Source organism: Salinivibrio sp. ES.052, assembly GCF_900141775.1.
In the GTDB taxonomy this organism is placed as follows: domain Bacteria; phylum Pseudomonadota; class Gammaproteobacteria; order Enterobacterales; family Vibrionaceae; genus Salinivibrio.
Window position 1 is genome coordinate 264,754 of the sequence record NZ_FSRI01000001.1, and the last position, 26,495, is coordinate 291,248.

At 49.6% G+C, this 26,495-nt stretch carries 31 protein-coding genes; 29 read left to right on the top strand and 2 right to left on the bottom strand.

What is annotated here, in order from left to right:
- Window positions 1-28 precede the first annotated feature (28 nt).
- From fliL to BUQ98_RS01340, 20 genes are all read left to right on the top strand, one after another.
- Window positions 29-520: a flagellar basal body-associated protein FliL gene (gene fliL, locus BUQ98_RS01245; protein ID WP_074212131.1), complete on the top strand. Its 492-nt coding sequence runs from the start codon at window positions 29-31 to the stop codon at window positions 518-520.
- An 8-nt stretch (window positions 521-528) separates the two neighbouring features.
- Window positions 529-1,596 (top strand): flagellar motor switch protein FliM, encoded by a 1,068-nt coding sequence (gene fliM / locus BUQ98_RS01250; RefSeq protein WP_074212132.1) that lies wholly within the window; start codon window positions 529-531, stop codon window positions 1,594-1,596.
- Window positions 1,597-1,625: 29 nt separating this feature from the next.
- On the top strand, window positions 1,626-2,024 hold the full coding sequence (gene fliN / locus BUQ98_RS01255) for a flagellar motor switch protein FliN (RefSeq protein ID WP_074212133.1): 399 nt from the start codon (window positions 1,626-1,628) through the stop codon (window positions 2,022-2,024).
- An 8-nt stretch (window positions 2,025-2,032) separates the two neighbouring features.
- Window positions 2,033-2,416 carry a flagellar biosynthetic protein FliO gene (gene fliO / locus BUQ98_RS01260; RefSeq protein ID WP_175566271.1) on the top strand — a complete coding sequence of 128 codons (384 nt, stop codon included), beginning with the start codon at window positions 2,033-2,035 and terminating at the stop codon, window positions 2,414-2,416.
- Entirely contained in the window at window positions 2,413-3,252 is an 840-nt protein-coding gene (gene fliP / locus BUQ98_RS01265) for a flagellar type III secretion system pore protein FliP (protein WP_074212135.1), read from the top strand. Before fliO ends, fliP begins: the two co-directional genes overlap by 4 nt.
- An 11-nt stretch (window positions 3,253-3,263) precedes the next feature.
- On the top strand, window positions 3,264-3,533 hold the full coding sequence (gene fliQ / locus BUQ98_RS01270) for a flagellar biosynthesis protein FliQ (protein WP_021023068.1): 270 nt from the start codon (window positions 3,264-3,266) through the stop codon (window positions 3,531-3,533).
- Window positions 3,534-3,544: 11 nt separating this feature from the next.
- On the top strand, window positions 3,545-4,333 hold the full coding sequence (fliR, locus tag BUQ98_RS01275) for a flagellar biosynthetic protein FliR (RefSeq protein ID WP_074212136.1): 789 nt from the start codon (window positions 3,545-3,547) through the stop codon (window positions 4,331-4,333).
- Entirely contained in the window at window positions 4,333-5,469 is a 1,137-nt protein-coding gene (flhB, locus tag BUQ98_RS01280) for a flagellar biosynthesis protein FlhB (protein WP_074212137.1), read from the top strand. Before fliR ends, flhB begins: the two co-directional genes overlap by 1 nt.
- A gap of 138 nt (window positions 5,470-5,607) precedes the next feature.
- On the top strand, window positions 5,608-7,713 hold the full coding sequence (gene flhA, locus BUQ98_RS01285) for a flagellar biosynthesis protein FlhA (protein WP_074212138.1): 2,106 nt from the start codon (window positions 5,608-5,610) through the stop codon (window positions 7,711-7,713).
- 55 nt (window positions 7,714-7,768) lie between these two features.
- Complete coding sequence (gene flhF, locus BUQ98_RS01290; RefSeq protein WP_371515102.1) at window positions 7,769-9,274, top strand: flagellar biosynthesis protein FlhF; 1,506 nt, start codon at window positions 7,769-7,771, stop codon at window positions 9,272-9,274.
- Window positions 9,267-10,154, top strand: a complete 888-nt coding sequence (locus BUQ98_RS01295; RefSeq protein WP_074212140.1) for a MinD/ParA family protein — start codon at window positions 9,267-9,269, stop codon at window positions 10,152-10,154. The genes flhF and BUQ98_RS01295 overlap by 8 nt, the downstream gene beginning before the upstream one ends.
- Window positions 10,147-10,872: an RNA polymerase sigma factor FliA gene (locus tag BUQ98_RS01300; RefSeq protein WP_074212141.1), complete on the top strand. Its 726-nt coding sequence runs from the start codon at window positions 10,147-10,149 to the stop codon at window positions 10,870-10,872. Before BUQ98_RS01295 ends, BUQ98_RS01300 begins: the two co-directional genes overlap by 8 nt.
- A gap of 55 nt (window positions 10,873-10,927) precedes the next feature.
- Window positions 10,928-11,296: a chemotaxis response regulator CheY gene (gene cheY, locus BUQ98_RS01305; RefSeq protein WP_046074931.1), complete on the top strand. Its 369-nt coding sequence runs from the start codon at window positions 10,928-10,930 to the stop codon at window positions 11,294-11,296.
- Between the two features lie 30 nt (window positions 11,297-11,326).
- A complete protein-coding gene (locus BUQ98_RS01310; protein WP_074212142.1) occupies window positions 11,327-12,061 on the top strand; it encodes a protein phosphatase CheZ in 735 nt (244 codons plus the stop codon).
- A gap of 9 nt (window positions 12,062-12,070) precedes the next feature.
- Entirely contained in the window at window positions 12,071-14,293 is a 2,223-nt protein-coding gene (locus BUQ98_RS01315; RefSeq protein ID WP_074212143.1) for a chemotaxis protein CheA, read from the top strand.
- Between the two features lie 18 nt (window positions 14,294-14,311).
- Window positions 14,312-15,448: a protein-glutamate methylesterase/protein-glutamine glutaminase gene (locus tag BUQ98_RS01320; protein WP_074212144.1), complete on the top strand. Its 1,137-nt coding sequence runs from the start codon at window positions 14,312-14,314 to the stop codon at window positions 15,446-15,448.
- A 10-nt stretch (window positions 15,449-15,458) separates the two neighbouring features.
- Window positions 15,459-16,241 carry a ParA family protein gene (locus BUQ98_RS01325; protein ID WP_074212145.1) on the top strand — a complete coding sequence of 261 codons (783 nt, stop codon included), beginning with the start codon at window positions 15,459-15,461 and terminating at the stop codon, window positions 16,239-16,241.
- Window positions 16,228-17,328, top strand: a complete 1,101-nt coding sequence (locus BUQ98_RS01330) for a chemotaxis protein CheW (RefSeq protein ID WP_074212146.1) — start codon at window positions 16,228-16,230, stop codon at window positions 17,326-17,328. The genes BUQ98_RS01325 and BUQ98_RS01330 overlap by 14 nt, the downstream gene beginning before the upstream one ends.
- 34 nt (window positions 17,329-17,362) lie before the next feature.
- The gene (locus BUQ98_RS01335) at window positions 17,363-17,851 is read left to right on the top strand and encodes a chemotaxis protein CheW (RefSeq protein ID WP_074212147.1); all 489 of its coding nucleotides are present in this window, start codon (window positions 17,363-17,365) and stop codon (window positions 17,849-17,851) included.
- Window positions 17,851-18,285 carry a DUF2802 domain-containing protein gene (locus BUQ98_RS01340; RefSeq protein ID WP_074212148.1) on the top strand — a complete coding sequence of 145 codons (435 nt, stop codon included), beginning with the start codon at window positions 17,851-17,853 and terminating at the stop codon, window positions 18,283-18,285. The genes BUQ98_RS01335 and BUQ98_RS01340 overlap by 1 nt, the downstream gene beginning before the upstream one ends.
- Before the next feature lie 2 nt (window positions 18,286-18,287).
- Here BUQ98_RS01340 and BUQ98_RS01345 read toward each other — a convergent pair whose 3' ends face one another.
- Together BUQ98_RS01345 and BUQ98_RS01350 are read right to left on the bottom strand one after the other, a co-directional pair.
- Window positions 18,288-18,584 (bottom strand): EscU/YscU/HrcU family type III secretion system export apparatus switch protein, encoded by a 297-nt coding sequence (locus BUQ98_RS01345; protein ID WP_074212149.1) that lies wholly within the window; start codon window positions 18,582-18,584, stop codon window positions 18,288-18,290.
- Window positions 18,585-18,586: 2 nt separating this feature from the next.
- Window positions 18,587-19,396, bottom strand: coding sequence for a hypothetical protein (locus BUQ98_RS01350; protein WP_074212150.1), 810 nt, complete (start codon window positions 19,394-19,396; stop codon window positions 18,587-18,589).
- 121 nt (window positions 19,397-19,517) lie between these two features.
- Here BUQ98_RS01350 and ccmA point away from each other — a divergent pair, with 121 nt between their 5' ends.
- Genes ccmA through ccmI form a run of 9 tightly spaced genes read left to right on the top strand, consistent with a single transcriptional unit; the run spans window position 19,518 to window position 26,486 of the window.
- Window positions 19,518-20,135: a cytochrome c biogenesis heme-transporting ATPase CcmA gene (gene ccmA / locus BUQ98_RS01355; protein WP_074212151.1), complete on the top strand. Its 618-nt coding sequence runs from the start codon at window positions 19,518-19,520 to the stop codon at window positions 20,133-20,135.
- On the top strand, window positions 20,132-20,800 hold the full coding sequence (gene ccmB, locus BUQ98_RS01360) for a heme exporter protein CcmB (RefSeq protein WP_074212152.1): 669 nt from the start codon (window positions 20,132-20,134) through the stop codon (window positions 20,798-20,800). The genes ccmA and ccmB overlap by 4 nt, the downstream gene beginning before the upstream one ends.
- Before the next feature lie 28 nt (window positions 20,801-20,828).
- Window positions 20,829-21,566, top strand: a complete 738-nt coding sequence (locus BUQ98_RS01365) for a heme ABC transporter permease (protein ID WP_074212153.1) — start codon at window positions 20,829-20,831, stop codon at window positions 21,564-21,566.
- Window positions 21,566-21,772, top strand: a complete 207-nt coding sequence (gene ccmD, locus BUQ98_RS01370; RefSeq protein WP_074212154.1) for a heme exporter protein CcmD — start codon at window positions 21,566-21,568, stop codon at window positions 21,770-21,772. Before BUQ98_RS01365 ends, ccmD begins: the two co-directional genes overlap by 1 nt.
- Window positions 21,769-22,254 (top strand): cytochrome c maturation protein CcmE, encoded by a 486-nt coding sequence (gene ccmE, locus BUQ98_RS01375; RefSeq protein WP_074212155.1) that lies wholly within the window; start codon window positions 21,769-21,771, stop codon window positions 22,252-22,254. Before ccmD ends, ccmE begins: the two co-directional genes overlap by 4 nt.
- Entirely contained in the window at window positions 22,251-24,224 is a 1,974-nt protein-coding gene (locus BUQ98_RS01380; protein WP_074212156.1) for a heme lyase CcmF/NrfE family subunit, read from the top strand. The genes ccmE and BUQ98_RS01380 overlap by 4 nt, the downstream gene beginning before the upstream one ends.
- Window positions 24,221-24,772 carry a DsbE family thiol:disulfide interchange protein gene (locus tag BUQ98_RS01385; RefSeq protein WP_074212157.1) on the top strand — a complete coding sequence of 184 codons (552 nt, stop codon included), beginning with the start codon at window positions 24,221-24,223 and terminating at the stop codon, window positions 24,770-24,772. The genes BUQ98_RS01380 and BUQ98_RS01385 overlap by 4 nt, the downstream gene beginning before the upstream one ends.
- Window positions 24,769-25,278: a cytochrome c-type biogenesis protein gene (locus BUQ98_RS01390; RefSeq protein ID WP_083605162.1), complete on the top strand. Its 510-nt coding sequence runs from the start codon at window positions 24,769-24,771 to the stop codon at window positions 25,276-25,278. The genes BUQ98_RS01385 and BUQ98_RS01390 overlap by 4 nt, the downstream gene beginning before the upstream one ends.
- On the top strand, window positions 25,275-26,486 hold the full coding sequence (gene ccmI / locus BUQ98_RS01395) for a c-type cytochrome biogenesis protein CcmI (protein ID WP_074212158.1): 1,212 nt from the start codon (window positions 25,275-25,277) through the stop codon (window positions 26,484-26,486). The genes BUQ98_RS01390 and ccmI overlap by 4 nt, the downstream gene beginning before the upstream one ends.
- Window positions 26,487-26,495 lie beyond the last annotated feature (9 nt).

Here is a 26,495-nt window from a genome sequence, read left to right on the forward strand (position 1 = left end):
GAATCAATGATGAGGAGTATGAACAGCTATGGCAGATGATAACGCAACCTCAGATCAAGGTGGGAGCAAGAAAAAGCTCATCATTATCATTGTGGCCGCTGTGATATTGCTTTTAGTGGCGGGCGGGGCTGCATTCTTTTTTCTCTCTGGTGATGATAATAGCCAAGACGACATCGTCTTGCAGGAGGAGAATAATTCGCTTCCGGCTATCTATGTCACCTTGCCTCAGCCGTTTGTGTTTAACGTGACCAGTGATGATCAGCAGCGTCTGGTACAGGTGAACACACAATTACTCGTGCGTGGCAACGAAATGGAAACGCTGGCCAAAGAAAACTTACCACTCATTGAGCATGCGCTGCTCAATACGTTTGGCGCTGCCACTGTTGAGCAATTGCGAACACCGCAAGGTCAGCTCGAAATTCGGCGTCAATCAGCAGAGAATGTGCGAGCGGCCTTAATTAAAGTAACGGGTGAACCTGTGATAGAGCGGGTTCTCTTCACTGGGTTTGTGATGCAATAGGTGATGACGTGACCGACTTACTCAGCCAAGACGAAATTGATGCGCTTTTACACGGTGTTGACGACGTTGAAGATGATAACGAACCGGAGGTTTCAGAAGACGGTACGGTCTCTTTTGATTTCTCGTCACAAGATAGGATTGTGCGTGGGCGTATGCCGACGCTTGAGCTTATCAACGAGCGCTTTGCCCGGCATATGCGTATTAGTTTGTTTAATATGCTACGTAAAACCGCTGAAGTGTCGATAAACGGCGTGCAAATGATGAAATTCGGCGAGTATCAAAACACCTTGTATGTACCGACGAGTTTGAACATGGTGCGATTTCGTCCCCTGAAAGGAACCAGTCTTATCACCATGGAAGCCCGGCTGGTCTTTATTTTGGTTGAAAACTTCTTTGGCGGAGATGGTCGGTTTCACGCTCGTATCGAAGGGCGTGAATTCACACCGACCGAGCGGCGTGTTATCCAGATGCTCCTCAAGCTGATGTTTGAGGATTACAAAGATGCTTGGGCCCCGGTGATGGAAGTGGCCTTTGAATACCTTGATTCAGAAGTTAACCCTGCGATGGCAAACATCGTCAGTCCCTCCGAGGTGATTGTTGTGAGCTCATTCCACATTGAGTTGGATGGGGGGGGCGGCGACATTCATATGGTCATGCCGTATTCGATGCTCGAGCCCATTCGCGAGCTGCTCGATGCTGGTGTACAAAGTGATAAAATGGATACCGATGTGCGCTGGAGTAAAGCGCTACGGGATGAAATATTGGATGTGAATGTTGAATTAGGTGCAAAGTTATTGGATGTTACCCTGTCTCTGCGTGACCTTATGGAGTTGCAAAAAGGGGATGTTATTCCTGTGGATATGCCAGATGCGTGTACGGTTTTTATTGAAGACTTACCGACTTATCGGGCTAAAATGGGGCAGTCTAATGATAAGCTTGCATTGAAAATTGTTGAGAAACTTAAACGGCCGGATATGGCGAAGTCCGATATTTCGCTATTGCAGGATAAACCTGAGCTACTCGATGATCTCGAGGAAGACTTGCCTATCGACGGCAAACAAGGCAGAGCTCAGTGATCACGATCAGTAAACAAGGGTGAAACGTCATGGATCAAAATGATGTAGATGATGATTGGGCGGCAGCCCTAGCTGAACAAACCGATGCCGAGGGCTCAGATGATGTACAAGCTGCGCCATTGGAAGAGCTAAACGACGACAGTGAGCAGCAGATCGGTGCGGATGAACAGCGTAAACTGGATGCAATTCTAGATATACCGGTGACCATTTCGATGGAAGTGGGACACACCCAAATCAATATCCGTAACTTGCTGCAACTTAACCAAGGCTCGGTAGTCGAGTTAGATCGACTAGCAGGTGAATCGCTTGATGTGTTGGTCAATGGTACCTTGATTGCGCACGGTGAAGTGGTTGTGGTCAACGATAAATTCGGTATCCGTCTAACGGATGTGATTAGTCAAACTGAGCGAATTAAGAAGCTGCGATAAGGATGACGGTGAACCGACGCGTTTGGGGAATACTACTGTTGCCGGTGCCTGCTTGGGCGGCGGCACCAGACGTTAGTATCGTGACAATGCTATTGTCATTAGGCTTGGTATTGGCGCTCATTTTTGGGTTGGCTTGGCTGCTCCGGCGGCTAAAGTTACCTGGCTTAGCCAACCAACCTGGTGGGATCAAGATAGTCAGTCAATTAGCGGTGGGTCAAAAAGAGCGTATTTTGGTGGTCGATATTCATGGTGAGCAACTGGTGGTGGGGGTCACTCCGTCCAATATTCAGTTGTTAAAAACACTCGATAACCCGCTCCCAACGGCGACGTCAGTAGCGGCTCCCAATTCTCGCTTTGCCACTCAACTTAGCCAACTGTTGAATCGAAAATGACGAAACGAACTTTACTGGCAACCTGGATCTTGGTCGCGGCAACGTTATTTACCTCTTTTGCATTTGCCGAGCAAGAAGCCACCCCATCCCAAGAACGTATCACGACCGAGTCGATTAACGAGGGCGGTGAAGCGGTTCGTTTAGAGACTCAACGGAACACCGGGGGAGGGATCCCTGCCGTTACCATGCAAGTGAATCCCGATGGTAGTGAAGACTACTCGGTGACATTGCAAATTTTGGCGTTGATGACGGCGCTGGGTTTTTTGCCCGCGGTCGTCATTTTAATGACGTCTTTTACGCGGATAGTGGTAGTCATGTCCATACTGCGTCAAGCGATGGGGCTGCAGCAAACGCCATCCAACCAGGTGATTATTGGTATCTCCATGTTTTTGACGTTGTTTATTATGTCGCCTGTGATCGACCGAATGAACACCGAGGCGATTCAGCCTTACATTAATGAGCAGGTCACAGCCCGTGAGGCTTTTGATCGTGTTCAGGTTCCTTTACGAGAGTTTATGCTCCGACAAACGCGTGTCAAAGATTTGGAAACCTTCGTCAATATGTCAGGGGCGCAAGTGGATGAGCCTGAGCAGGTACCGATGACAGTCCTGATCCCTGCATTTGTCACATCAGAACTTAAAACGGCCTTCCAAATCGGATTTATGCTGTTCTTGCCATTTTTGGTTATTGATTTGGTGGTTGCGTCCGTATTGATGGCGATGGGTATGATGATGCTGTCACCCATGATCGTGTCATTACCGTTTAAATTGATGCTTTTTGTCTTGGTTGACGGGTGGAACCTCATACTTTCTACCTTAGCAGCCAGTTTCGGCTAAAGGAGGCAGCGGTGGCCCCAGAAGCGTTTGTTGAACTTTTCCAAGATGCCCTCTACCTGGTTCTGCTGCTCGTTTCCGCGATCGTTGTTCCAGGCTTATTAGTCGGCTTGATTGTCGCTGTCTTCCAGGCGGCGACCTCCATCAACGAGCAAACACTCAGTTTTCTTCCCCGTTTGATTGCCACTTTTATCGCACTGATGTTTTTTGGTCATTGGATGACGAGGATGTTGATGGAATATTTCTATCGCTTGATTGATCACATTCCCACCATCTTGTACTGACGGGAAGGCGTATGGAATATCCTGCCTCGGTAATTTTATCCTGGATGGCCAACTACTTTTGGCCGTTTACGCGTATCTCTTCAATGATGATGGCGATGACCTTTTTTGGTGCCCGTTTTGTGCCTGTTCGGGTCCGTTTATACCTTTCCCTTGCGATTACGTTTGCAGTGATGCCGGCATTACCTGCGGTGCCAGCACGCATCGAGTTAGTGTCATTCGAAGGGTTTACGATACTCGCTCAGCAAGTGGTGATTGGCGTGGCAATGGGGCTAGTTACCCAATTTATTACCCAAACCTTTGTGATACTTGGGCAGATATTGGGGATGCAATCCAGTTTGGGGTTTGCGTCAATGGTTGATCCGGCCAATGGTCAAAATACGCCGTTGTTAGGGCAGTTTTACCTTTTTTTGGCGGTGATGTTATTTCTCTCCACTGATGGGCATTTGAAAATGCTTAACCTGGTGGTGATGAGTTTTGATACGCTACCGATCGGGGAGATGATTGGCGCGGCTGACTACCGTGGCTTAGCGGGATGGTTCGGAATAATGTTCCAGGTCGCACTGAGCATTTCACTGGCAGGCGTGATCGCACTGCTGGTGGTTAATTTATCGTTTGGTGTGATGACACGCGCTGCCCCACAGCTCAATATCTTCTCACTTGGCTTCGCATTTGCATTGTTGATGGGGTTACTGATCAGTTGGTATCTGCTGTTCGGTATGTTGACGCATTACAACAATCATTGGCAAACGGGGCTCAATCAAATTTGCTCCTTGATTCGAATAAATTGTGAGCTTAACTAATGGCAGAGAGCGACGGTCAGGAAAGAACAGAAGACGCCACCCCCCGAAGGCAGGAGCAGGCGCGGGAAAAGGGCCAAGTACCGCGCTCAAGAGAACTGGCTTCTGTTGCCGTATTGGTGGTGGGCGCGATCAGCTTGATGTGGTTTGGCCAGGCTCTGGGCGAAGCCTTAATGGCATTGATGACGCGTTTATTTACTCTTTCGCGCGCAGAGATCTTCGATAGTTCAGAGTTGATGCTCGTCATTGTGGGCGAACTGCTGCATCTTATTTTGCCTCTTGGATTGATTTTGACTGTCTTGTTCGTCTCGGGTCTCATTGGCGCGGCAGGCTTAGGCGGAGTCAGTTTTTCCTGGGAGGCTGCGCGACCGAAGTTGTCAAAAATGAGTCCTATCTCTGGTTTCAAGCGCATGTTTGGTACCCAAGGCTTGGTTGAGCTTTTAAAATCGATTCTGAAAGTATTGCTGGTAAGTGGCGTGGCGGCTTACTTGGTCTATATCAATTTGGAAGAGTTTTTTGAACTCACCATTGATACCTTTCCTAGCAACTTGTATCACGCTCTCGATATATTACTGAATTTTGTGTTGTTGGTGTGCTGTTCGCTATTGCTGGTGGTGGTGATTGATGTGCCATTCCAGATCTGGCAGCACAACGAGCAATTGAAAATGACCAAACAAGAGGTCAAAGACGAGCACAAAGAAACCGAGGGTAGCCCAGAAGTGAAAGGGCGGATCCGCATGTTGCAACGAGAAATGGCACAACGCCGTATGATGGCCGACGTGCCTCAGGCGGATGTAGTGGTGACCAACCCGGAGCATTATTCGGTCGCACTGCGTTATAACAGTGATATGGACAGTGCCCCTGTCGTGATAGCCAAAGGGTCTGATTTCACGGCATTGAAGATCCGTGAGATTGCGGCTGAATACGATATTGCCATTGTGCCGGCGCCACCACTTGCTCGTGCACTGTATTTTAGTACTGAGCTTGAGCAACAGATCCCCGATGGTCTCTTTACGGCCGTTGCACAGGTACTGGCATATGTCTTTCAGCTTAAGCAATACAAAAAAGGGCGGGGTCGGCGACCCACACGTCCCGAAGATGTTTACTTACCCATCCCCACGGATCTGCAACGCGACTAGCGAGGCCGCATCGCCTGTGCCAAAAAGCTGACACATCATCCGTTTTTTCTGGCGTAAAAATTGCTTCCTTTGCATTCCCGTTTTGTTTGCGCGAGGCGAATGGCCTGCGTTCACCGATCATGGATGTAAACGCTCAACATGTTAAAAGCCAACTGGCGATTGCCATTTTCTGACAAGGTGCCTTACCACCGGCTAGGGGCGATGCCGGCTATCGGCGCCCCTGCGCTGGTATTAGCCACCTTGGCGATGGTGGTACTTCCTGTACCACCAATGCTTCTCGATTTGATGTTTTCGTTTAACATCGCTTTATCGCTAATTGTTTTGCTAGTCACCATTTATACACGTCGTCCGTTAGAGTTTGCAGCCTTTCCTGCCGTGTTGTTGATCGCAACGTTAATGCGGCTTGCGCTAAATGTGGCCTCTACTCGAGTGGTATTACTCTATGGTCACGAAGGCCCCGATGCTGCTGGTCAGGTGATCGGCGCATTTGGTTCGGTGGTGATTGGTGGTAACTATGCGGTCGGCTTGGTGGTTTTCCTGATTTTGATGATCATTAACTTCATGGTCGTCACCAAAGGTGCAGGCCGGATTTCCGAGGTGACCGCCCGTTTCACCTTGGATGCGCTCCCGGGAAAACAAATGGCGATTGATGCTGATTTGAACGCCGGCCTGATTGATCAAGAGCAAGCTCGTTCCCGCCGACAAGAAGTGACGCAAGAAGCCGACTTCTACGGCTCAATGGATGGTGCGTCCAAGTTTGTAAAAGGTGATGCAATCGCCGGCATTTTGATTTTGTTTATCAATATTGTTGGCGGGCTTTCCATAGGGATGGCACAGCACGGTTTGGGCTTTTCGGAAGCGCTTGAGGTCTATACCTTATTAACCATCGGTGATGGCCTGGTCGCACAAATCCCATCGCTGCTGTTGTCCATTGGTGCCGCTATTATGGTGACGCGCCAAAATACCGAAGAGGACATGGGTCAACAGGTGGTTTTCCAGCTGTTTGATAACCCTCGCGCGCTGATGATTGCTACTGGTATTCTCTCCGTGATGGGGGTTGTACCGGGCATGCCTCACATACCTTTTTTGTTTTTAGCGCTGATGTGCGGAGGGTTGGCATATTGGAAGTACCAGCAATATCAAAAAGCACAACAAGCACCTGAGCAGAGCGATCTGCCTGAAGCTGCGCCAGCCAAACCTAAAGAGCTGTCATGGGACGATGTTCAGCCTGTTGATGTGATCGGTTTAGAGGTTGGGTATCGCTTGATCGCCATGGTTGATAGAGACCAAGGCGGGGAGTTATTGGATAGAGTTAAAGGGGTGCGTAAAAAATTATCACAAGACTTTGGCTTTTTGATCCCACCGGTACATATCCGCGATAACCTTGAACTGCCTCCGCACAATTATCGCATCACATTGATGGGGGTCGCTGTTGGCGAGGCGGAAGTCCATCCTCAGCATGAACTCGCCATCAACCCCGGACAGGTGTTTGGTCCCATTGATGGAGAGCCTACTCGAGATCCTGCTTTTGGTTTAGAAGCCGTCTGGATAGAACCTAGCCAACGTGAACATGCACAAGCCTTAGGTTATACGGTGGTCGATTCGGCGACGGTATTGGCAACACATCTTAGTCAGATGTTGACCAACAATGCTGAACGGTTACTGGGTCACGAGGAAGCGCAGAATCTGATTGATATGCTGGGTAAACAAGTCCCTCGTTTGGTGGAAGGCCTTATTCCTGATCAAATCCCGCTGAGTGTCTTGGTGAAAGTGCTACAAAACCTGCTGAGTGAAGCCATCCCTATTCGCGATATTCGCACTATCGTGCAAACCATGGCGGAGTACACAGGAAAGAGTCAAGATCCCGACATATTAACGGCAGCGACGCGTATTGCGCTTCGTCGCTTAATCGTCCAAGAAATCAATGGTAGTGCTCCTGAGTTACCGGTTATCACGCTTGTTCCTGAACTGGAACAGATGTTGCATAAAACTATGCAGGCATCGGGGGGGGAATCAACAGGCATCGAACCCGGTCTCGCTGAACGGCTACAGTCTTCGTTGGCTGACGCGACGCAGCAGCAAGAATTGCAGGGCGAGCCTGCGGTATTACTGACGTCTGGTGTGCTGAGGGCTACGTTAGCGAAATTCGTCAAGAATACGATACCGACATTACGAGTGTTGTCTTATCAAGAAGTGCCTGATGAGAAACAGATTCGCATCGTCAACGCAGTTGGCAACAATTAACATCGTTTATGAGTAGGGCAGTGCTTTGAAAATAAAACGTTTTTTTGCAAAAGATATGAGAGCTGCGCTGAGCCAAGTAAAAGAAGAACTGGGCGCAGACGCAGTGATTATGTCTAACAAAAAAGTGACGGGAGGCGTGGAAATCGTCGCGGCAGTTGATGCAGAAACTGAACCAATGCCTGATAAGCCCGCCCCGAAGGCCCAACAGCAGTCTGCGCAGGCTTATTCCCAGGCACACCGCCAACTCGCTGACGATCAAGTTCAACTGCGTCAACGCCAGCAAAGTGGCACGCGTCAGGGGGGACATTCTAAACGTCCACCACGTTTCTCAGCGATGCTTGACGAGTATCGCGATCGCTCTCAGCAGGCAGAGCCAGAAACAGAAGCGGACTCTTTGACCGCGTTGTTGCAACGTCAGCAACAGCCATCGGGAAAAGGATCCTCCTCTTCGTCCAATGGAGAGCGCTCATCGGCGCTGGGGCGTGGGTATGAACCGCGCCGCCAGTTGAAAAGTAACGGTCGTTCAGGGTGGCAAGATGCAGCACCGAAACCCGGCACGGCGAATACTAGACCTCAACTTGATCCGTCTCGTTTTGAAGGCCGTCAGTCACAAGCTTCTGAGAAAGAAATTGATGCCATGCGTCAAGAAATGGCCTCGATTAGAAGCTTACTCGAGCATCAGTTATCTGGGTTGATGTGGCAAGAAGTCGAGCGTCGAGAGCCTTTACGTGCGATGTTAATCAAGCGTCTAGAGCGTATGGGGCTATCTTCCGAGTTGGCTGATCAATTAGCGTGTTACATCCCAGAAGAGACGCCGCCTAACGAGGCCTGGCAAGCATTGCTGGATCTAGTGGCAGACCAAGTGATCACTGTGGATGAAAATATGCTGGAAACCGGTGGTGTGATTGCTTTGCTTGGCCCGACAGGAGTCGGAAAGACGACCACGATTGCCAAGTTAGCCGCTCGTGCCGCGATGGAGTTTGGTCCTGAAGACATTGCACTGGTGACGACTGACACTTTTCGAATCGGAGCACATGAGCAGCTTGCCACTTATGGCCGGATCCTTGGCTGCCCTGTGAAAGTGGCTAAAGATGCGGATGAACTTGCCGATATCCTCTATCAACTACGTCATAGACGCTTGATATTGTTAGATACCGCCGGCATGGGACAGCGTGATCTTCGCTTGTCCGAGCAGCTTGATACCTTGATGCAAAACAGCGGTTCACATATTCGTAGCCTGCTGGTACTACCGGCGACCTCACAACGTCGCGTGCTGCAAGAAACCATCGAACATTTTCGCCGTATCCCGTTATCGGGATGTGTACTGACCAAATTGGATGAATCGCTCAGCCTCGGTGAGCTGTTGTGTGTCACCATCGAAAATGCCCTGCCTGTTGCCTATTTAGCTGACGGGCAACGTGTGCCGGAAGACATCCGCCAAGCGACAGGACAATTCCTGGTAGGAAAAGCCAGTGAGATGTTGGAATCGGGTGCGGATCAGCACAATCACTTCTGGAACAGTGATGTCCCAGAATCGAATGGGGCGGACTTTTATGATTGAGACAACCATGCAAGATCAAGCAAGCGGCCTCCGCCGTTTAACCAACCCGTCACGCACCAAGGTGATTACCGTAACTGGCGGTAAAGGTGGCGTAGGAAAGACTAATGTCACGCTAGGGATGGCCGCGTCCATGGCTCGCCAAGGTAAAAAAGTCATGGTACTGGATGCCGATCTTGGCCTCGCGAATGTGGATGTATTACTCGGCTTGCGGGCGGGTAAAAACCTGTCTCATGTCCTTCAAGGAGCCTGTGATCTCAAAGATATTATTCTGGAAGGTCCACATGGTATGAAAATCGTCCCCGCCTCGTCCGGCCTTCAAGGTATGACTGAGCTAACACCGGCACAACATGCTGGTTTAATTCGTGCTTTTGGTACACTCGAAGAAGAGGTTGATGTACTCTTAGTGGACACTGCCGCAGGGATCTCAGATATGGTACTGAGCTTCTCGCGAGCGGCTCAAGATGTCGTTATCGTGGTCTGTGATGAGCCGACATCGATAACCGATGCGTACGCGTTGATTAAAGTGCTCAGCCGTGAACACGGGGTCACACGCTTCAAAGTCGTTGCAAATATGGTCAGAAGCTACCGTGAAGGGCGAGACTTGTTCACAAAATTAACGCGAGTTACTGAAAGGTTTCTCAATGCTAATCTAGAATTAGTAGCATGTGTTCCCGTTGACGAAAGGGTAAGACAAGCAGTGAGAAAACAAAAAGTTGTCATTGACGCATTTCCTCGCTCGCCCGCATCATTGGCGATGAATGCGCTGGCGAATAAAGCACTGACATGGCCAGTGCCACGAAATCCGGGAGGCCATCTGGAGTTTTTTGTTGAGCGATTGCTTGTCAAAAATGATGACGCAGGAGAGTTAATTCGTGAATAAAGCGCTCACGTATAGCCGCACAGGGGCAGATCGCCAAGCGGTACTTGAGCGTTATTCGAGTTTGGTCAAGCGCATCGCGCATCACTTGATGGGGCGCTTGCCACCGAGTGTTCAAGTAGAAGATTTGATCCAAGCTGGCATGATTGGCCTTCTTGAGGCGCAACAAAATTATGACCCTTCAAAAGGGGCGAGTTTTGAAACTTATGCGGGTATTCGTATTCGCGGTGCTATGCTGGATGATATGCGCCGCGGAGATTGGGTTCCACGGTCTGTCCACAAGGCGAGTCGAACGATCAGTGATGCCATTGCATCGTTAGAAAAGACCTTGGGTCGAGACCCAACCGATGTGGAGGTGGCAAATAAGCTTGATATGAGCTTGGATCAATACCATCAAGCGCTTAACGATGTAAACTGTGGGCGATTGATCGGTATGGACGATTTGGGTGTCTCTGAAGATGCATTCACAACAGAGCGCCACCGTTACGACAATACTCCCTTTCAGGGTGTTGCTGAAGACAATTTCAAAGCCGCATTAGCGGGCGCGATCAAAAGTCTTCCTGAAAGAGAGGCGCTGGTGCTATCTCTTTATTATGATGAGGAATTAAACCTCAAAGAGATAGGAGCAGTCATAGGGGTCAGTGAATCCCGAGTCTGTCAGATTCAAAGTCAGGCTACGCAACGTTTGAGAGCCAAGCTATCCGCTTGGCATAGTGAGTAAGTAACTGTTTCGACAATAAAACGAGACCTCACCGGAGGCAACCTTGGATAAAAACATGAAAATTCTCGTTGTTGATGATTTTTCAACAATGCGCCGTATCGTAAAGAATCTTCTTCGTGACTTAGGTTTCAACAATACCGTTGAAGCGGATGACGGCTTAACTGCGCTGCCAATCCTCAAAAAAGGCGGTATTGATTTTGTCGTGACCGATTGGAATATGCCTGGTATGCAGGGAATTGATCTGCTCAAAGAGATCCGTAAAGACGGTGATCTAAAGCACCTGCCTGTATTGATGATCACTGCCGAAGCGAAACGCGAGCAAATTGTAGAAGCCGCGCAAGCTGGCGTGAACGGTTACATTGTTAAACCTTTTACTGCCGCTACGTTGAAAGAAAAGCTCGATAAAATTTTCGAGCGTATGTAACTCACTAAGCGCACAGTAGAAGGAACCGCCATGATCAATCTGGACCAAGCGAAACAATTGGTCGCGTATCTTGAAAGTGGAGAGCAAGATAACGCTAACACGCTTCTGACCGAGATAGCGAAAGAAGCGCGCGACCCACTATTTAATGAAGTGGGAAAGCTGACCCGCCAATTACACGATTCCATTGCTGATTTTCGTTTGGATCCCAGAGTGAGTGATTTGGCGAATGTTGATATCCCTGATGCGCGTGATCGGCTGACCTACGTGATGGAAAAAACGGAATTGGCCGCCAATAAGACCATGGATTCGGTAGAACGAACCATGCCGATCGCGAGTGAGTTGCAAGAGAATCTACAAGCAGTTCGGCCAAATTGGAACGGTCTGATGCGCGGTGAGATCGCCTTAGATGAGTTCAAATCTTTATGTCACAACATCGATGAATTATTGACGCAAGTCGAGGGGGGCGCGACGGAACTTCACGCCCACCTAACGGAAATTCTGATGGCACAAGATTTCCAAGACTTAACCGGTCAAGTGATTCGACGCGTCATTGAATTGGTGCAAGAGGTTGAACAACAACTGGTAGAAATATTAACCGCCTTTGGCATGGATAGCGCTGAGAGAGAGTCTGCGTCGCTAACGAAATCAGAGGATACCACCGATAAGTCAGCCCCAGAGGGGCCGGTAATTCATCCTGAAGAGCGTGATGACGTTGTTCATAACCAAGATGATGTTGACGACTTATTATCGAGTTTGGGTTTTTAGAGGTGCGCTATGAGCTTTGAGATGGATGAAGAAATCCTTCAGGACTTTTTGATTGAAGCAGGAGAGATCCTCGAGCAGATGTCTGAGCAGCTGGTCGATTTGGAACGTGCCCCTGATGACGCTGACTTGCTGAATAGTATCTTCCGCGGCTTTCACACAGTGAAAGGGGGCGCGGGGTTTCTTGGCCTCAATGCCTTAGTTGATACGTGTCACGGTGCTGAAAACGTCTTTGATAACTTGCGTAATCATGGACGAGAGGTGACTTCAGATGTAATGGATACCATTTTGCAGGCGTTGGACACGGTCAATGCTCAGTTTTCAGCGGTGCAAAATAACGAAGAACCCGTACCTGCCGATGGTGCGCTCCTCGAGGCCTTACACCGTTATGCGAAGCCTGCGAGTGAAGATGAAGAAACGCCCGTAGAACCAGAGCCAGAACCAGAGCCAGAGCCGGCTTCAGAGTCAGAACCTGAAAGCGATGTGTCTGGACAAGATACTGGCGCGATAAGCGGTGAGTCAGTTGATGAAATAACACAAGATGAATTTGATAAGCTGCTCGACCAGCTCCATGGTAAAGGGAAAGCCCCAACGGAGTTAGAGGACCAAGCGGCCGAAAAGCCAGAGGTTGTAGAAAGCACTGAAGCGGATAGTGGCGATATCACCGATGATGAATTCGAGAAGCTGTTAGATGATCTGCATGGTTCAGGCAACGGTCCAGCGGCTACGCAACCATCGGCTGTAGAGCCTGCGCCTAGTAACTCTCCGTCAGAGACGTCAGCATCTTCCGGTGGTGATGATTTTATCGATGATGATGAATTTGAAAAGCTACTGGATGACCTCCACGGTAAAGGGAAAGGGCCGGCCATTGAAGCGGAAAAGGCGAAAGCGGATGCCGATAAGGTCGATGCTCAAGCCAAGCCTCAGCCTAAATCTGAACCTGCCGCCCCGGCTAAAAAAGCGAGCAAGCCAGCACCGGCCAAAGCGAGTACGCCCAACAGTGCTGGGGCTGGAGGGAAAGCCCCTGCGACAACAGAAAAAGCGCCTGAAAAGAAACCACCTGCTGCACCACAGCAGGAGCAAACCGTCCGTGTAAATACATCAACGCTTGATGGCATCATGAACATGGTTGGTGAGCTTGTATTGGTGCGTAACCGACTCGTCAGTCTTGGTCAAAGTAGCAATGATGAGAGCATGGCGAAAGCGGTAACTAATTTGGATGTGGTGACCGCGGATCTACAAGGCGCGGTAATGAAAACGCGCATGCAGCCTATCAAAAAAGTATTTGGTCGTTTTCCCCGAGTGGTGCGCGATTTATCGCGTAGCTTGAAAAAAGAAATTGTCCTTGAGATGCAAGGGGAAGAAACCGACCTTGATAAAAACTTGGTCGAAGCGTTAGCTGACCCTATGGTCCACTTGGTGCGTAACTCTGTTGACCATGGTATCGAAATGCCGGATGAGCGAGAAAAAGCCGGTAAGCCACGGGTCGGGACGATCACCTTGAAAGCGTCTCAGGAAGGGGATCATATACTCCTGACCATTGCCGATGACGGTGGTGGTATGGATGCTGAGAAATTAAAGAGTATCGCGGTTGAACGTGGGGTCATGGATGCTGAAGCGGCCGCTCGCTTGACGAACAGCGAAGCGTATAACCTGATTTTTGCACCAGGGTTCTCGACGAAAACCGAAGTGTCTGATATTTCCGGCCGTGGGGTGGGGATGGATGTGGTTAAAACCGGCATCACCAAGCTAAACGGGTCGGTTAATATCGATTCTGAGTTGGGTCGAGGCACGGTGTTAGAGATTAAAGTGCCGTTGACGCTGGCGATACTGCCAACCTTGATGGTTGGTATTGGAAGCAACCCATTTGCCTTCCCGCTTTCTAATGTGAGTGAAATTATCAGCTTAGATATGTCCCGAACTAACACGGTGGATGGGCAGCTCACTTTGATCGTCCGGGATAAAGCAATCCCATTGTTCTTCCTGCAAGACTGGCTATGTAAAGGGTCAACCGATATCGATAAAACCAAAGGACATGTGGTGATTGTGCAAATTGCTCACCAACGTATCGCCTTTGTCGTGGACACCCTATTTGGTCAAGAGGAAGTGGTCATCAAGCCACTTGACGAATTACTTCAGGGTACGCCAGGTATGGCAGGCGCAACGATTACCAGTGATGGCCATATTGCGTTAATCCTCGATGTGCCCAACCTGTTGAAACATTACGCAGGTTAATTTGATAAAAGGACGCCCATGGCAGTAAAAGTATTGGTGGTAGATGACTCCAGCTTCTTCCGTCGCCGTGTTAGTGAAATCATCAATGCCGATCCGAGAATGGAGGTCATTGATAGTGCAGTGAATGGCAAAGAGGCGGTTGAAAAAACCGCTCAACTTAAGCCAGACGTCATCACTATGGATGTTGAAATGCCAGTGTTAGATGGTATTTCTGCGGTGCGCCAGATAATGGCGCAAACGCCAACTCCAATTTTGATGTTTTCATCATTGACGCATGATGGCGCAAAAGCGACCTTAGACGCGCTCGAAGCCGGGGCATTAGACTTCCTTCCGAAAAAGTTTGAAGACATCGCCCGAAACCGTGACGAGGCGACGAGCTTACTTCAACAGCGAGTGCTTGAGATTGCGCGTAAGCGTCCTGTTCTCCGTCGTGCCACGCGTCCTTCTCCGGAAGCGGCTTCTGGGAACGTTGCCTCACCTGCTGGTGGTGTGCGTGCACCTGCTCGTTCAGCATTAAAGCCAGCAACGGGTACGACGACGCCATCGAAAGCCCCCGCACGATTTTCAGCGACGGGGAAGCGTTACCAATTAATGGCTATCGGGACCTCAACGGGTGGCCCTGTTGCTTTGCAAAAGGTACTCACCAAGCTGCCGGCGAATTTTCCGCTACCTATTATATTGATCCAGCACATGCCGGCTACCTTTACTGCCGCATTTGCTCAGCGTCTTAATGGCCTCAGTAAAATTACGGTTGTTGAGGCAAAAGATGGTGATGTACTTAAACCGGGTCACGCCTACCTGGCGCCAGGTGGGATGCAAATGATGCTGGATGGCCGACCGAATGCCGCACGGCTGAAAATTCTCGATGGCGGCGAGCGAATGAATTACAAACCTTGTGTGGATGTGACATTTGGTTCAGCCGCGAAAGTCTATGGTGATAAAGTTCTATCCATGGTGCTGACGGGGATGGGGGCCGATGGTCGAGAAGGGGCTCGTATGCTTAAAAGTGCAGGTGCGACTATTTGGGCGCAAGATGAAGATAGCTGCGTTGTTTATGGCATGCCACAAGCCGTTGCAAAAGCAGGAATCTCATCGGAAGACTTGCCGCTTGATCGGATCGCAGAACGCATACTGGTTGAGCTGAATTTAAAATAAGGAGCGGGGCTTGATAGTCTGGAGTATCGCCAATCAAAAGGGCGGTGTTGGTAAGACAACAACCACGGTGACATTAGCAGGATTGATTAGCGAGCGTAAGAAACGTGTTCTGCTAGTGGATACGGATCCGCACGCCTCACTATCCACGTACTTAAATTTCGATTCGGAGCACCTTCCGGCCAGTTTGTTTGATTTGTTTCAGTTACAAACCGTTAATGAAGACACGGTAAAACCACTCATTGTTAAGACACAGTTTGAAAATATGGATTTGATTCCAGCGCATATGTCGTTGGCGACGCTTGATAGAGTGATGGGCAACCGTGGCGGTATGGGGCTGGTATTAAAAAAAGCCCTAGATGCACTTGCGGATGATTACGACTACGTGCTGATCGATTGCCCACCGATACTGGGGGTAATGATGGTGAATGCGTTAGCAGCGAGTCATCGGGTACTGATCCCTGTACAAACTGAGTTCTTGGCGATGAAAGGACTGGAGCGAATGATGCGTACGTTGCAAATTATGCAAAAATCTCGTAGCTCCAACTTTAAACTGACCATTATTCCTACAATGTACGATAAGCGAACACGTGCTTCGCTGGAGACACTGCAAGAGTTGAAAATTCGCTATAGTGATCAAGTATGGGCCTCGGCAGTGCCGATTGACACCAAGTTCAGAGATGCAAGTCTAAAACATATGCCTGCATCCTTCTATGCAAAAAATTGCCGTGGTGTCTTCGCTTATAAAACGCTATTAACCTATTTGGAGCGACTGGAACAGGATGAACAAGCATAACACCCTCTCCAGTGGTCAGGCGCTTGATGACTATTTTGAAGCCTTACTGGATGACTTCGGTGACAGTTCGGAAAGCGTTGAACAATCAGCTTCGCCCGATCTCGGCTCGACGCGGGTGTCGTCTGCATCGCTGATCGATAGCAATTCACCAACAAAACCGCGGTTGCAGCCCAAGCCTATCGTTGCGCCAGCGACGCCTGATCCTGTGGTTTACGCCGAGCCTGAACGCGATCTCGCTGAGGTTGAGCGCTTATTGGCTCAACTCAAGGTGGATGAAGAAGCAGAGCTTGAAGCGCAAGCCGAGACAAAAGAAGAGTTTGTCACTAAAGAAGAGTTTGTTACTGAAGATGACGTTGATCTCAAGACCGATGTCGATAGCATGGCGGACTGGGGTCTCGATGTTCAAGACGATATAGCGGTGGAAGAGGCTAACCCCGCGGCTGAAGCTGTTTTTGAGACCGAGGCGCAAGTTGAGCCACCCATGGAAGATGCTGACGTTAGTACTTCGGCGCCCGATTTAGACGCGCATGTTGAAGAAACTATCGAGATTGACGACGAGCAGCAAACCGATGTGAAGGTCGAGCCTGAAACGCAAGCGGGCGAAGAGATCCCCCCGACTCAGTGGGAAAATACTGAAACTGAGGCGGAATTTCAGGTATTATTTTTCGAAAGTATGGGCGTTACCTATGCGGTACCGCTCGCAGAGCTAGGCGGTATTCATCAACTTGGCGAGTGTAATCGTTTGATCGGTCGTCCAGATTGGTATCTAGGGTTACAGACAGAAAAGCAGCAACAGCTTGATGTTGTCGATACGGCCCGCTGGGTGATGCCAGAAAAACTGGCAGATAATCAGCATAGGGACGACTATAATTATATTGTGATACTGGGCGATAGCAAATGGGGGCTGGCATGTGACCAGCTTTTAGGCACACAAGCGCTCAGTGGGAAAGCGGTTCGCTGGCGAAAACAATCAGGGAAGCGGCCATGGCTAGCGGGCATGGTAAAAGAGAAAATGTGTGCTCTGATCCATGTTCAAGCATTTATTGCTATGTTAAATCAGGGGATTGACGCCAAAGCGATGGCGTAATAACTAGTTACACAGCGCGTAAAGAGGAAAATCAATGTCTCAGGTAGCTGAAATTAAAAAAGAAGGCGTCAATGACGAGGTGTTGCAGTGGGTTACTTTTCAGCTTGAAGAAGAAACCTACGGCATTAATGTAATGCAGGTGCGTGAGGTATTGCGTTATACCGAAATCGCCCCGGTACCAGGCGCCCCTGACTATGTCTTAGGTATCATTAATCTACGTGGTAATGTGGTGACAGTGATAGACACGCGTTCTCGCTTTGGTTTAGCGTCTACTGATGTGACCGACAATACTCGCGTGATCGTTATTGAAGCTGAAACCCAAGTTATCGGTATTATGGTCGATAGCGTCGCAGAAGTGGTATATCTAAAAACATCAGAGATTGATACCACACCAAGCGTCGGCACTGAAGAAAGCGCTAAATTTATCCAAGGTGTGAGTAACCGCAATGGGGAGCTACTTATCTTGGTTGATCTCAACAAACTCTTGACCGATGAAGAGTGGAATGAGATGGCAATGCTGTAATGATTGAGCTTCTGTTGACTTGGTCGCCTGTTGCTGTGACGGTGGTGTTTGCCATCGTCGCTTTGTGGCGTCTTCGCGCGGAAAAGCGTGCTAGGCTACGGCTAGAAAACAAGCTTCAAGCGATGGAAACAGTGCTCAAAAGTGCGCGCCAACGCCATGACAGCCTTGCTAAGCAGTTTAATGAATTACGAGCTGGCAGTATGGGGATGGGGAAAAAGTTAGCGGATTTATCCTCCAGCGTTGATGAGTTACTGGATAAACACGTAGAGCTTGAAATGCAAGATTCGGGGAGTCGCTTGTATAGCCGCGCCAGTAAAATGGTTGAGCTTGGCGCTGATGTGGATGAGCTCATGCAAGAATGTGATCTGCCTAAAGCCGAGGCCGAGCTATTACTTAACCTCCGTAAACGCCAAGCGGCCAACCAGCAGCGTTAGGCTCAAACTTGGGTATCAATCGATTTATGTCCCTGCCAGCCTGGTGGGGTTTTCCCTTCTAAAACCCATGCGTAAGCAATAAGCTCGGCAATGACTTGATAGAGAATCGGTGGGATTTCATCTCCTGTTTCAAGTCGTTCAAGCCATGCGAGTAAATAAGCGTCTTCATGGATTAAGCATCCTTGTTCACTCAATGCGTTAATCAACTCATGCGCTAGCCGATCGGTCGCTTTCGCTTTCACTGTTGGCGTATTATAGCCATCGTATCCCAGTGCCATGGCGCGCTTTTCATCTTTCATTGCTAAACCCTCACAGAAATGCTGGTGCCCGATGACACATTCGTCGTGTTTGGTGCTGTATCGTCTATCTTGTCACTGATGGTGATATTCAAAGCAATCGCTTGATTTGCCAGCCGCTCGTTGAGCCAATCAATGGTTTGGTGAATACGTTTCTGCAATGAGGTCGTTGGCGCGGTTAAGGTGAGCTCTCTATCACTCTCTGATAAGTCAATATCTGCGCGGATGAACTGCGAGCCAACCGGTAAATACAGCCTAACTTGCCAGCGAAGAGACGATGTGGCGGCGGATGGACCTTGCTCTCCCTGTTTACGCGCATTCACCCGAATGGGAGGGAGCTGGGGATCGGAAAAGGGGAGAACCCATTGCCATTCGCCGGGCCGCGATGATTCTGCTACCCGCTGCTCAGCCATTAAGCGTAGCGCACCCTTAATCCCCTCACCGTCGGATTGCGGTACTAACCATTGGCGTAGCAGAGTTGCGAGTAACTTATCAGCGGGCCGTTGCGATAACCAGTCTGCGATTTTGTCTGGGTGTGGACTTTTCTGCGTAGCCCCCATAGGCAGAGTCCAAAGTGAGAGTAACGATTGCATCAGTGCCTGTGTCGTCGCAGGTTGTTGATTCATGGTGGCATTAAGTGCGGGCAGCAGATGCAACTGTGCTAATACGCCAGATAGCGAGGCTGAGGTCTGTGGTGTTAATAAGGTAAATTGTGCCTGAGTTAGGGCTCGGCCATCTATCTGATTAAGCGGTGGCGTCGCCAGCAATGCTGGCTTTCCTATCCATTGTTGTAAATTCGTTGGCCCAATCTTCATGGTTTCTCACAATTATTTACGCGAGTCACACTTTGCAACCCTATGGTAACTAACAGTCATTTTGACCATTGTGGTACTATGCGTCCACTTTTGTAACACAAAGCAGGATGCAACATTTGTCATGTTGGAAGTGAAACAGCTTAGCTGTGTTCGGGATGATCGAGTGTTGTTTGATGCGCTGACATTCTCTCTGTCTCCGGGGGAGCTCGTTCAAATTGAAGGTCCGAACGGGGCAGGTAAAACCACGTTATTACGTATCATCGCTGGCTTGGGGTTAGCTGATCGTGGCGAGGTCTGTTGGCAGCAACAGGTGATCACCCAACAGCGCGATGCCTTTTATCGCGATCTACTCTTTTTGGGGCATACCACAGGGGTGAAGCGCGAACTCACTGCGTTTGAAAATCTCTCTCACTCTATGCAGATGCATGGTCATTATGCGCATGACGCTATTTGGCATGCATTGGCGAAGGTCGGATTAGCGGGGCGCGAAGATATTCCCGCTGGGCAGTTATCCGCAGGTCAAAACCGACGAGTCGCTCTCGCACGTTTATGGCTGAGTGATCGTCGTCTGTGGATTTTAGATGAGCCGTTGACTGCAATAGATAAACAAGGCGTCAAGGTACTGGAAGCGGTGTTTGAGCGACATGTGAAGCAAGGCGGCATTGTGTTGTTTACCACACACCAAGATATGTTTATTGATCACCCTTTGCTTCGTCGTATTCGTTTGGGGGCGCAATGATCCAAGCCATGTGGTTGACGGTTCGTCGAGAGCTTAAGGTCGCCTTTCGTCAGCCCGCAGATAGCCTGAACCCATTATGGTTCTTTATTATCGCGATCACCTTATTTCCGTTAGGGATAGGACCAGAGCCTCAATTATTACAGAAAATTGCCCCAGGTGTGATCTGGGTGGCGGCGTTGCTATCCGCTTTATTGTCATTAGAACGGCTTTTTCGCGACGATTACCTTGATGGTTCGTTGGAGCAAATGATGCTGATGCCAGTGCCCTTGCCTTTACTCGTGATAGCGAAAGTGATCGCCCACTGGTTATTAACGGGATTGCCTTTGTTACTCGTCAGCCCGGTACTAGCGCTGTTGCTGTCATTGGATGGGGCCAGCTATCAAGCCGTGGTGCTGACCTTATTACTCGGTACGCCGACACTAAGCTTTGTCGGTGCGATAGGCGTGGCGCTGACCGTTGGTTTACGTAAAGGGGGAGTGTTGTTGAGCTTGTTGATCCTCCCTCTTTATATCCCTGTACTGATTTTTGCTACCTCGGCGATTGATATGGCGGCATTCGGTGCAGACATCAGTGGTCAGCTGGCCATTCTTGGTGCCATGCTGGTGGGGTCGGTCACACTGGCCCCCTTTGCTATCGCCGCCGCGTTACGTGTGAGCGTGAACTAATAATTAATCAGGAAGTAGAGCAATTGTCATGTGGAAGTGGCTTCACCCTTACGCAAAGCCTGAAGTAAGTTACCGTCTCTGTGGGACACTGATCCCATGGTTTGCCGTGCTTGCTGGGCTTAGCTTAGTCGTTGGAAATATTTGGGGGCTGGCGTTCGCGCCCGCGGATTATCAACAAGGCGATAGTTTTCGCATTATCTACATTCATGTCCCCGCCGCGATTTGGTCGATGGGGGCGTATATGTCGATGGCGATTGCCGCTTTCGTTGGTCGTGTGTGGCAAATGAAAATGGCTGATTGGGCCGTTGGAGCGATCGCACCTGTCGGCGCTGTGTTTACCTTTATTGCCCTCGTGACCGGTGCCATTTGGGGTAAGCCAATGTGGGGCGCTTGGTGGGTATGGGATGCCCGGCTCACATCTGAGCTGATTTTGCTATTCCTTTACATCGGTGTGATCGCACTTTATAACGCGTTCGACGATGCCCGAACTGCCTCGCAAGCTGCGGGGATCTTGGCAATGGTAGGTGTGATTAACCTCCCGATCATTCATTTCTCTGTCGAGTGGTGGAACACCCTGCATCAAGGGGCTTCGATCACCAAATTCGCTCGGCCGTCTATTGATCCGGGTATGCTCTGGCCACTATTGGTCTGCCTGCTCGGTTTCGCCTGTTTTTTTATCACACTCACATTAATGGGATTACGTAATCAAATTTTGTTACGGGAATCTCACCGGCCTTGGGTACGTGCGTTGGCGGAGGATCAATGATGTATTTTGAGAGTTTTAGTGCATTTTGGGCAATGGGGGGGTATGCCGGTTATGTCTGGAGTGCTTTTGGTATCACGGCCGCCACAATGGTTGCGCTAAGTATTGTTTATCACCGTACGCACAAGCAACGCCTGCTAGCCGTCAAACAACAAATCATGCGTGAGCAGCGAATAAAAGAGGCACAAGCATTGGAGAATACGTTATGACGCCCCGACGTAAGAAACGATTGTGGATTACCTTAGCTTTGCTATTGGGTGTCTCCACTACTGTAGGGTTGGTTATTTATGCCCTCAACCAAAATATGGACCTGTTCTATACCCCAACAGAGATTGTGCAAGGCAAGCCCGATGGAAGTAAGCCTACGGTTGGTCAGCGCCTACGCATTGGCGGTATGGTGGTGGAGGGCTCGGTTGATCGAGACCAAGAGTCTTTGCTTATTCAGTTTGATGTTGCGGATGTGGGGCCAGCTGTTACCGTCACCTATGAAGGGATATTGCCCGATCTTTTCCGCGAAGGGCAAGGGATCGTTGCGCAAGGGGTTTTGGTTGATTCACGCACGGTCAGAGCGAGTGAAGTATTAGCAAAACACGATGAAGAATACATGCCACCAGAAATTGCCGAGGCGATGGAAAAAAATCATCAGCCGCTTGAATACACCGAAGAGCAAAAGCAAGGTAGTCAGTTATGATTGTTGAGCTCGGGCACTATGCGTTAATTCTCGCGCTAGGACTGGCGCTGCTTTTAAGTTTTTATCCTCTCTATGGTGCAAGCAAAGGGCATGAAGGAATGATGAAAATGGCACGCCCTCTCTCCGTGGGTATGTTTGCCATGCTGCTTTTTTCTTTTTTTGCGCTCAGTTGGGCTTTTTATACCAACGATTTTACTGTTGCCTATGTGGCGAGTAACTCTAACAGTGCCTTGCCTTGGTATTACCGACTGACTGCGGTGTGGGGCGCGCATGAAGGATCGCTGTTACTTTGGGTTCTGATTCAAGCCTTATGGACAGTTGCGGTTGCTTTATTCAGCCGTGGCATGCCACTTTCATCGGTGGCGCGAGTGCTCGCTGTCATGGGGATGATTTCAGTGGGCTTTTTGCTCTTTATTATCCTCACGTCGAATCCGTTTGATCGTACGTTGCCATACTTTCCCGTCGATGGGCGTGATTTGAACCCTCTGCTTCAAGATCCAGGATTAATTGTTCATCCGCCGATACTGTATATGGGCTATGTCGGTTTCTCGGTGGCCTTTGCGTTTGCCATTGGCTCTTTGTTGGCGGGACGACTCGATACCGCATGGGCTCGTTGGTCTCGCCCTTGGACGACTGCCGCTTGGCTGTTCTTGACACTTGGCATCGCCCTTGGGTCTTGGTGGGCCTACTATGAACTCGGCTGGGGTGGCTGGTGGTTCTGGGATCCCGTCGAGAATGCGTCATTTATGCCATGGCTAGCAGGCACGGCGTTAATGCACTCATTGGCGGTAACTGAAAAACGTGGCACCTTTAAAGCCTGGACGGTGTTATTAGCCATATCGGCCTTTTCACTGAGCTTATTAGGGACCTTCCTCGTGCGCTCAGGTGTCTTGGTCTCGGTGCATTCGTTTGCTTCCGATCCGGCAAGAGGTCTCTTTATTCTTGGGTTTCTTGTCGTGGTGATCGGAGGGTCGTTACTGCTGTATGCCCTCCGTGCGTCAGAGATCCGAGGACGCAGTAAGGTTTCGCTTATCTCGCGCGAGAATGCGCTATTGGTGAACAATACGTTACTGATGACCGCGCTGGTGATTGTCCTAATAGGGACCCTCTTACCACTCGTCCATAAGCAAATTGGCCTTGGTTCGGTGTCCATTGGAGAGCCTTTCTTTAACTTTCTATTCGCGTGGCTAATGCTACCGTTTGCCTTTTTCTTGGGGATCGGTCCTTTGATCCGCTGGAAGCGTGACAAGCTCTCGACGCTCATCAAACCCATGCTCGTGAGTGGCATAGCCTCCGTAGCGCTCGGTATCGGAGCGATAGCGATACTGGCTGATAGTTTTAAAGCCATGGCTGCGATGGGCGTGACCATGGCACTTTGGATTACCTTCTTGCATGGCTATGAGCTCCACCTGCGTGCGACTCATCGCCATCCATTCAGTGTGGGGATCAAGAAACTGGGGCGCAGCCACTGGGCCATGGTACTCGGGCATATAGGTTTGGCCATTACCATTATTGGCGTGGCGATGGTGGAAAACTACGATATTGAGCGCGATGTTAAAATGGCGCCAGGAAGCAGTGTGACACTGCAAGGGTATACTTTTAACTTCACCGATCTGTCTGAAAAGCCAGGTCCTAACTATCAAGGCTATGTCGCTTCATTTGATGTGTACCGAGGGGACACGTTTATTAATCATTTGGAGGCGGAAAAACGCTTTTACTCGGTTCAGCGCTCGATGATGACAGAGGCGACCATTGATCGGGGGTTAACCCGTGATCTCTACATCGCCATGGGTGAAGAGTTACCGGATGGTTCTTGGGCAATGCGGCTTTACTACAAACCTTTTGTCCGCTGGATCTGGTTTGGCGCGATCGTGATGGCACTAGGCGGTGCGTTGGCGATTAGTGACAAACGGTATCGGTTTCGTCGTAAGCCTAAGCTATCGAGCACGACACAGGGAGTAAAAGGGTGAAGAAGTTATTTTGGTTTTTACCGTTGTTCGCGTTTGCTGTCCTGGCCGGTTTTTTTGTCGCGCAGCTCGATAAGAATGCGCAGGGAGATGATCCAACCAAGCTTGAATCCGTGTTGGTGGGAAAGCCGGTGCCAGCGTTTCATCTTGAGGATCTACAAACGCCGGGCAAGGTCTATGATCAAGCCATTTTTAATGGTGAGCCCTTATTGCTAAATGTATGGGCGACCTGGTGTCCTACCTGTTATGCGGAGCATCAGTTTTTAAATAAACTGGCATCGCAAGGGGTTAAAATTATCGGGCTTAACTATAAAGATGATCGTGAAAAGGCGATTAAGTGGCTGAATAACCTCGGCAACCCATATCAGATTAGTTTATACGATGGCGATGGCATGTTAGGGCTGGATTTGGGCGTTTATGGTGCTCCTGAAACCTTTTTGATTGATGCCAATGGCATCATTCAGTACAGACATGTGGGTGATGTGAATGCACGTAATTGGGAACAAACTCTCAAGCCCAAGTTCGACGCACTGAAGGAGGCTGGATCATGAAACGGATCATGATGTTCTGCTTGCTGTGTGTCAGTGCCTCCCTGGCATTGGCTAATGCGATTGATGTGTATCAGTTTGAGTCGGCAGAGCAGGAGGCGCGTTTCCGTACTCTGACCAGTGAGTTACGTTGTCCTAAATGCCAAAATAACAGTATTGCAGATTCTAATGCAGAATTAGCCCAAGACTTGCGCCAGAAGGTCCATCAAATGCTGCAACAAGGGCGTAGTGATGATGAAATTCGAAGCTTTATGGTGGCTCGTTATGGCAACTTTGTGACTTATAATCCGCCGTTGACAGCATCCACCGTCATTTTATGGCTCGCTCCGGCTTTGGTACTGATGTCAGGTATTGGTTTTGTTATTGTCCGTAGCCGACGAGCGAAGCAAACCCTCAACGACGAACTCAGCCGTGAAGAGCAACAACGACTGGATGCGTTATTGTCGCCCTCCGAGCAATCGACGTCATCCGAGTACGCAGAAAAAGAACAAAATAAGGAGCCAAAATGATTGAGTTTTGGGGCGCCACCTTGGTGTTATTTGTCCTTGGCGCGGTGATGTTTCTTTGGCCCCTTTGGCAAAAAAGCGACCACGACCATCAAGCCAGCCGTGATGCACTCAACAAAGCTTTTTACTATGACCGGGTTGAAGAAATTCAGTCAGAGAGTGCCGAAGGGCTGATTGATAACGAGCGGGACTTAACGCAGGATTTACAACAATCCTTGCTAGATGATATTCCCGAAAAAGAAAAAGCTAAACAGGCGCGTCACTTGCGTTTAACGCCGATGCAATGGGTGCCGGGGCTTATCGTTCTCGCGGTGGTGAGCTTTGGATTATATGGCATTGAAGGCAGTGCGGAGCAGGTTGCACAATGGCAGCAAACCGCCAAACAGCTACCCGCATTGTCAACGCGCTTGCTGGACAATGAACAGCCGCTAACTCAGCAAGAGATGCAAGACTTAACCTTGGCATTGCGTACGCGCTTGCAACATGATCCGCAAGACAGCACTGGCTGGTTGTTACTGGGACGAATTGGTCTGGCCAACCGTGATGGCGAAACTGCCAAAGGGGCGATGGAAAAAGCGTACGCACTGTCGCCATCTCGCCCAGAGATCCAAGTGGGGTTAGCCCAAGCGCTGTTGTTTGCGGGGGACGAGGCTGAAAGTGCCCGAGCTCAATCGTTATTACAGTCAGTGGTTAAATCGGATCCTTTTAACTTACAAGCGATGTCGTTACTGGCGTATCAGGCGTTTGAACAAGCACGTTACCAGGACGCGATGGCTACCTGGGAGGCGATGAAAACCTTGATTGGCAAGGAAGACCCGCGTAATCAAACACTCGATCAATCGATTTCTCGTGCTAAGCTGGCGCTGAATAGTGCCGAAGGGGCTAACGTTGGCATTACCGTCAAACTGGGTAAGCAAGTTGAACTCCCCGATCAGGGGGTCGTGATCATTTCTGCCCATGCATCGGTTGATGCAGCGATGCCGATAGCAGCCAGGCGTTTACCACTGTCTAAATTTCCCCTCTCGGTAGCGTTGGCGGATACAGACAGCCTTAATCCGTCACAGGCGCTCTCATCACTAAATAATGTAGTGATTAAGGCGCGTATCGATCGTGATGGTAATGTGACTACCAAGCAAGGTGACTGGGTCGGTATCAGTGAACCTGTGGCGTTAGGCGAGGACGTTGAACTGGTTATCGACAAAAGACAATAACCAAGACAA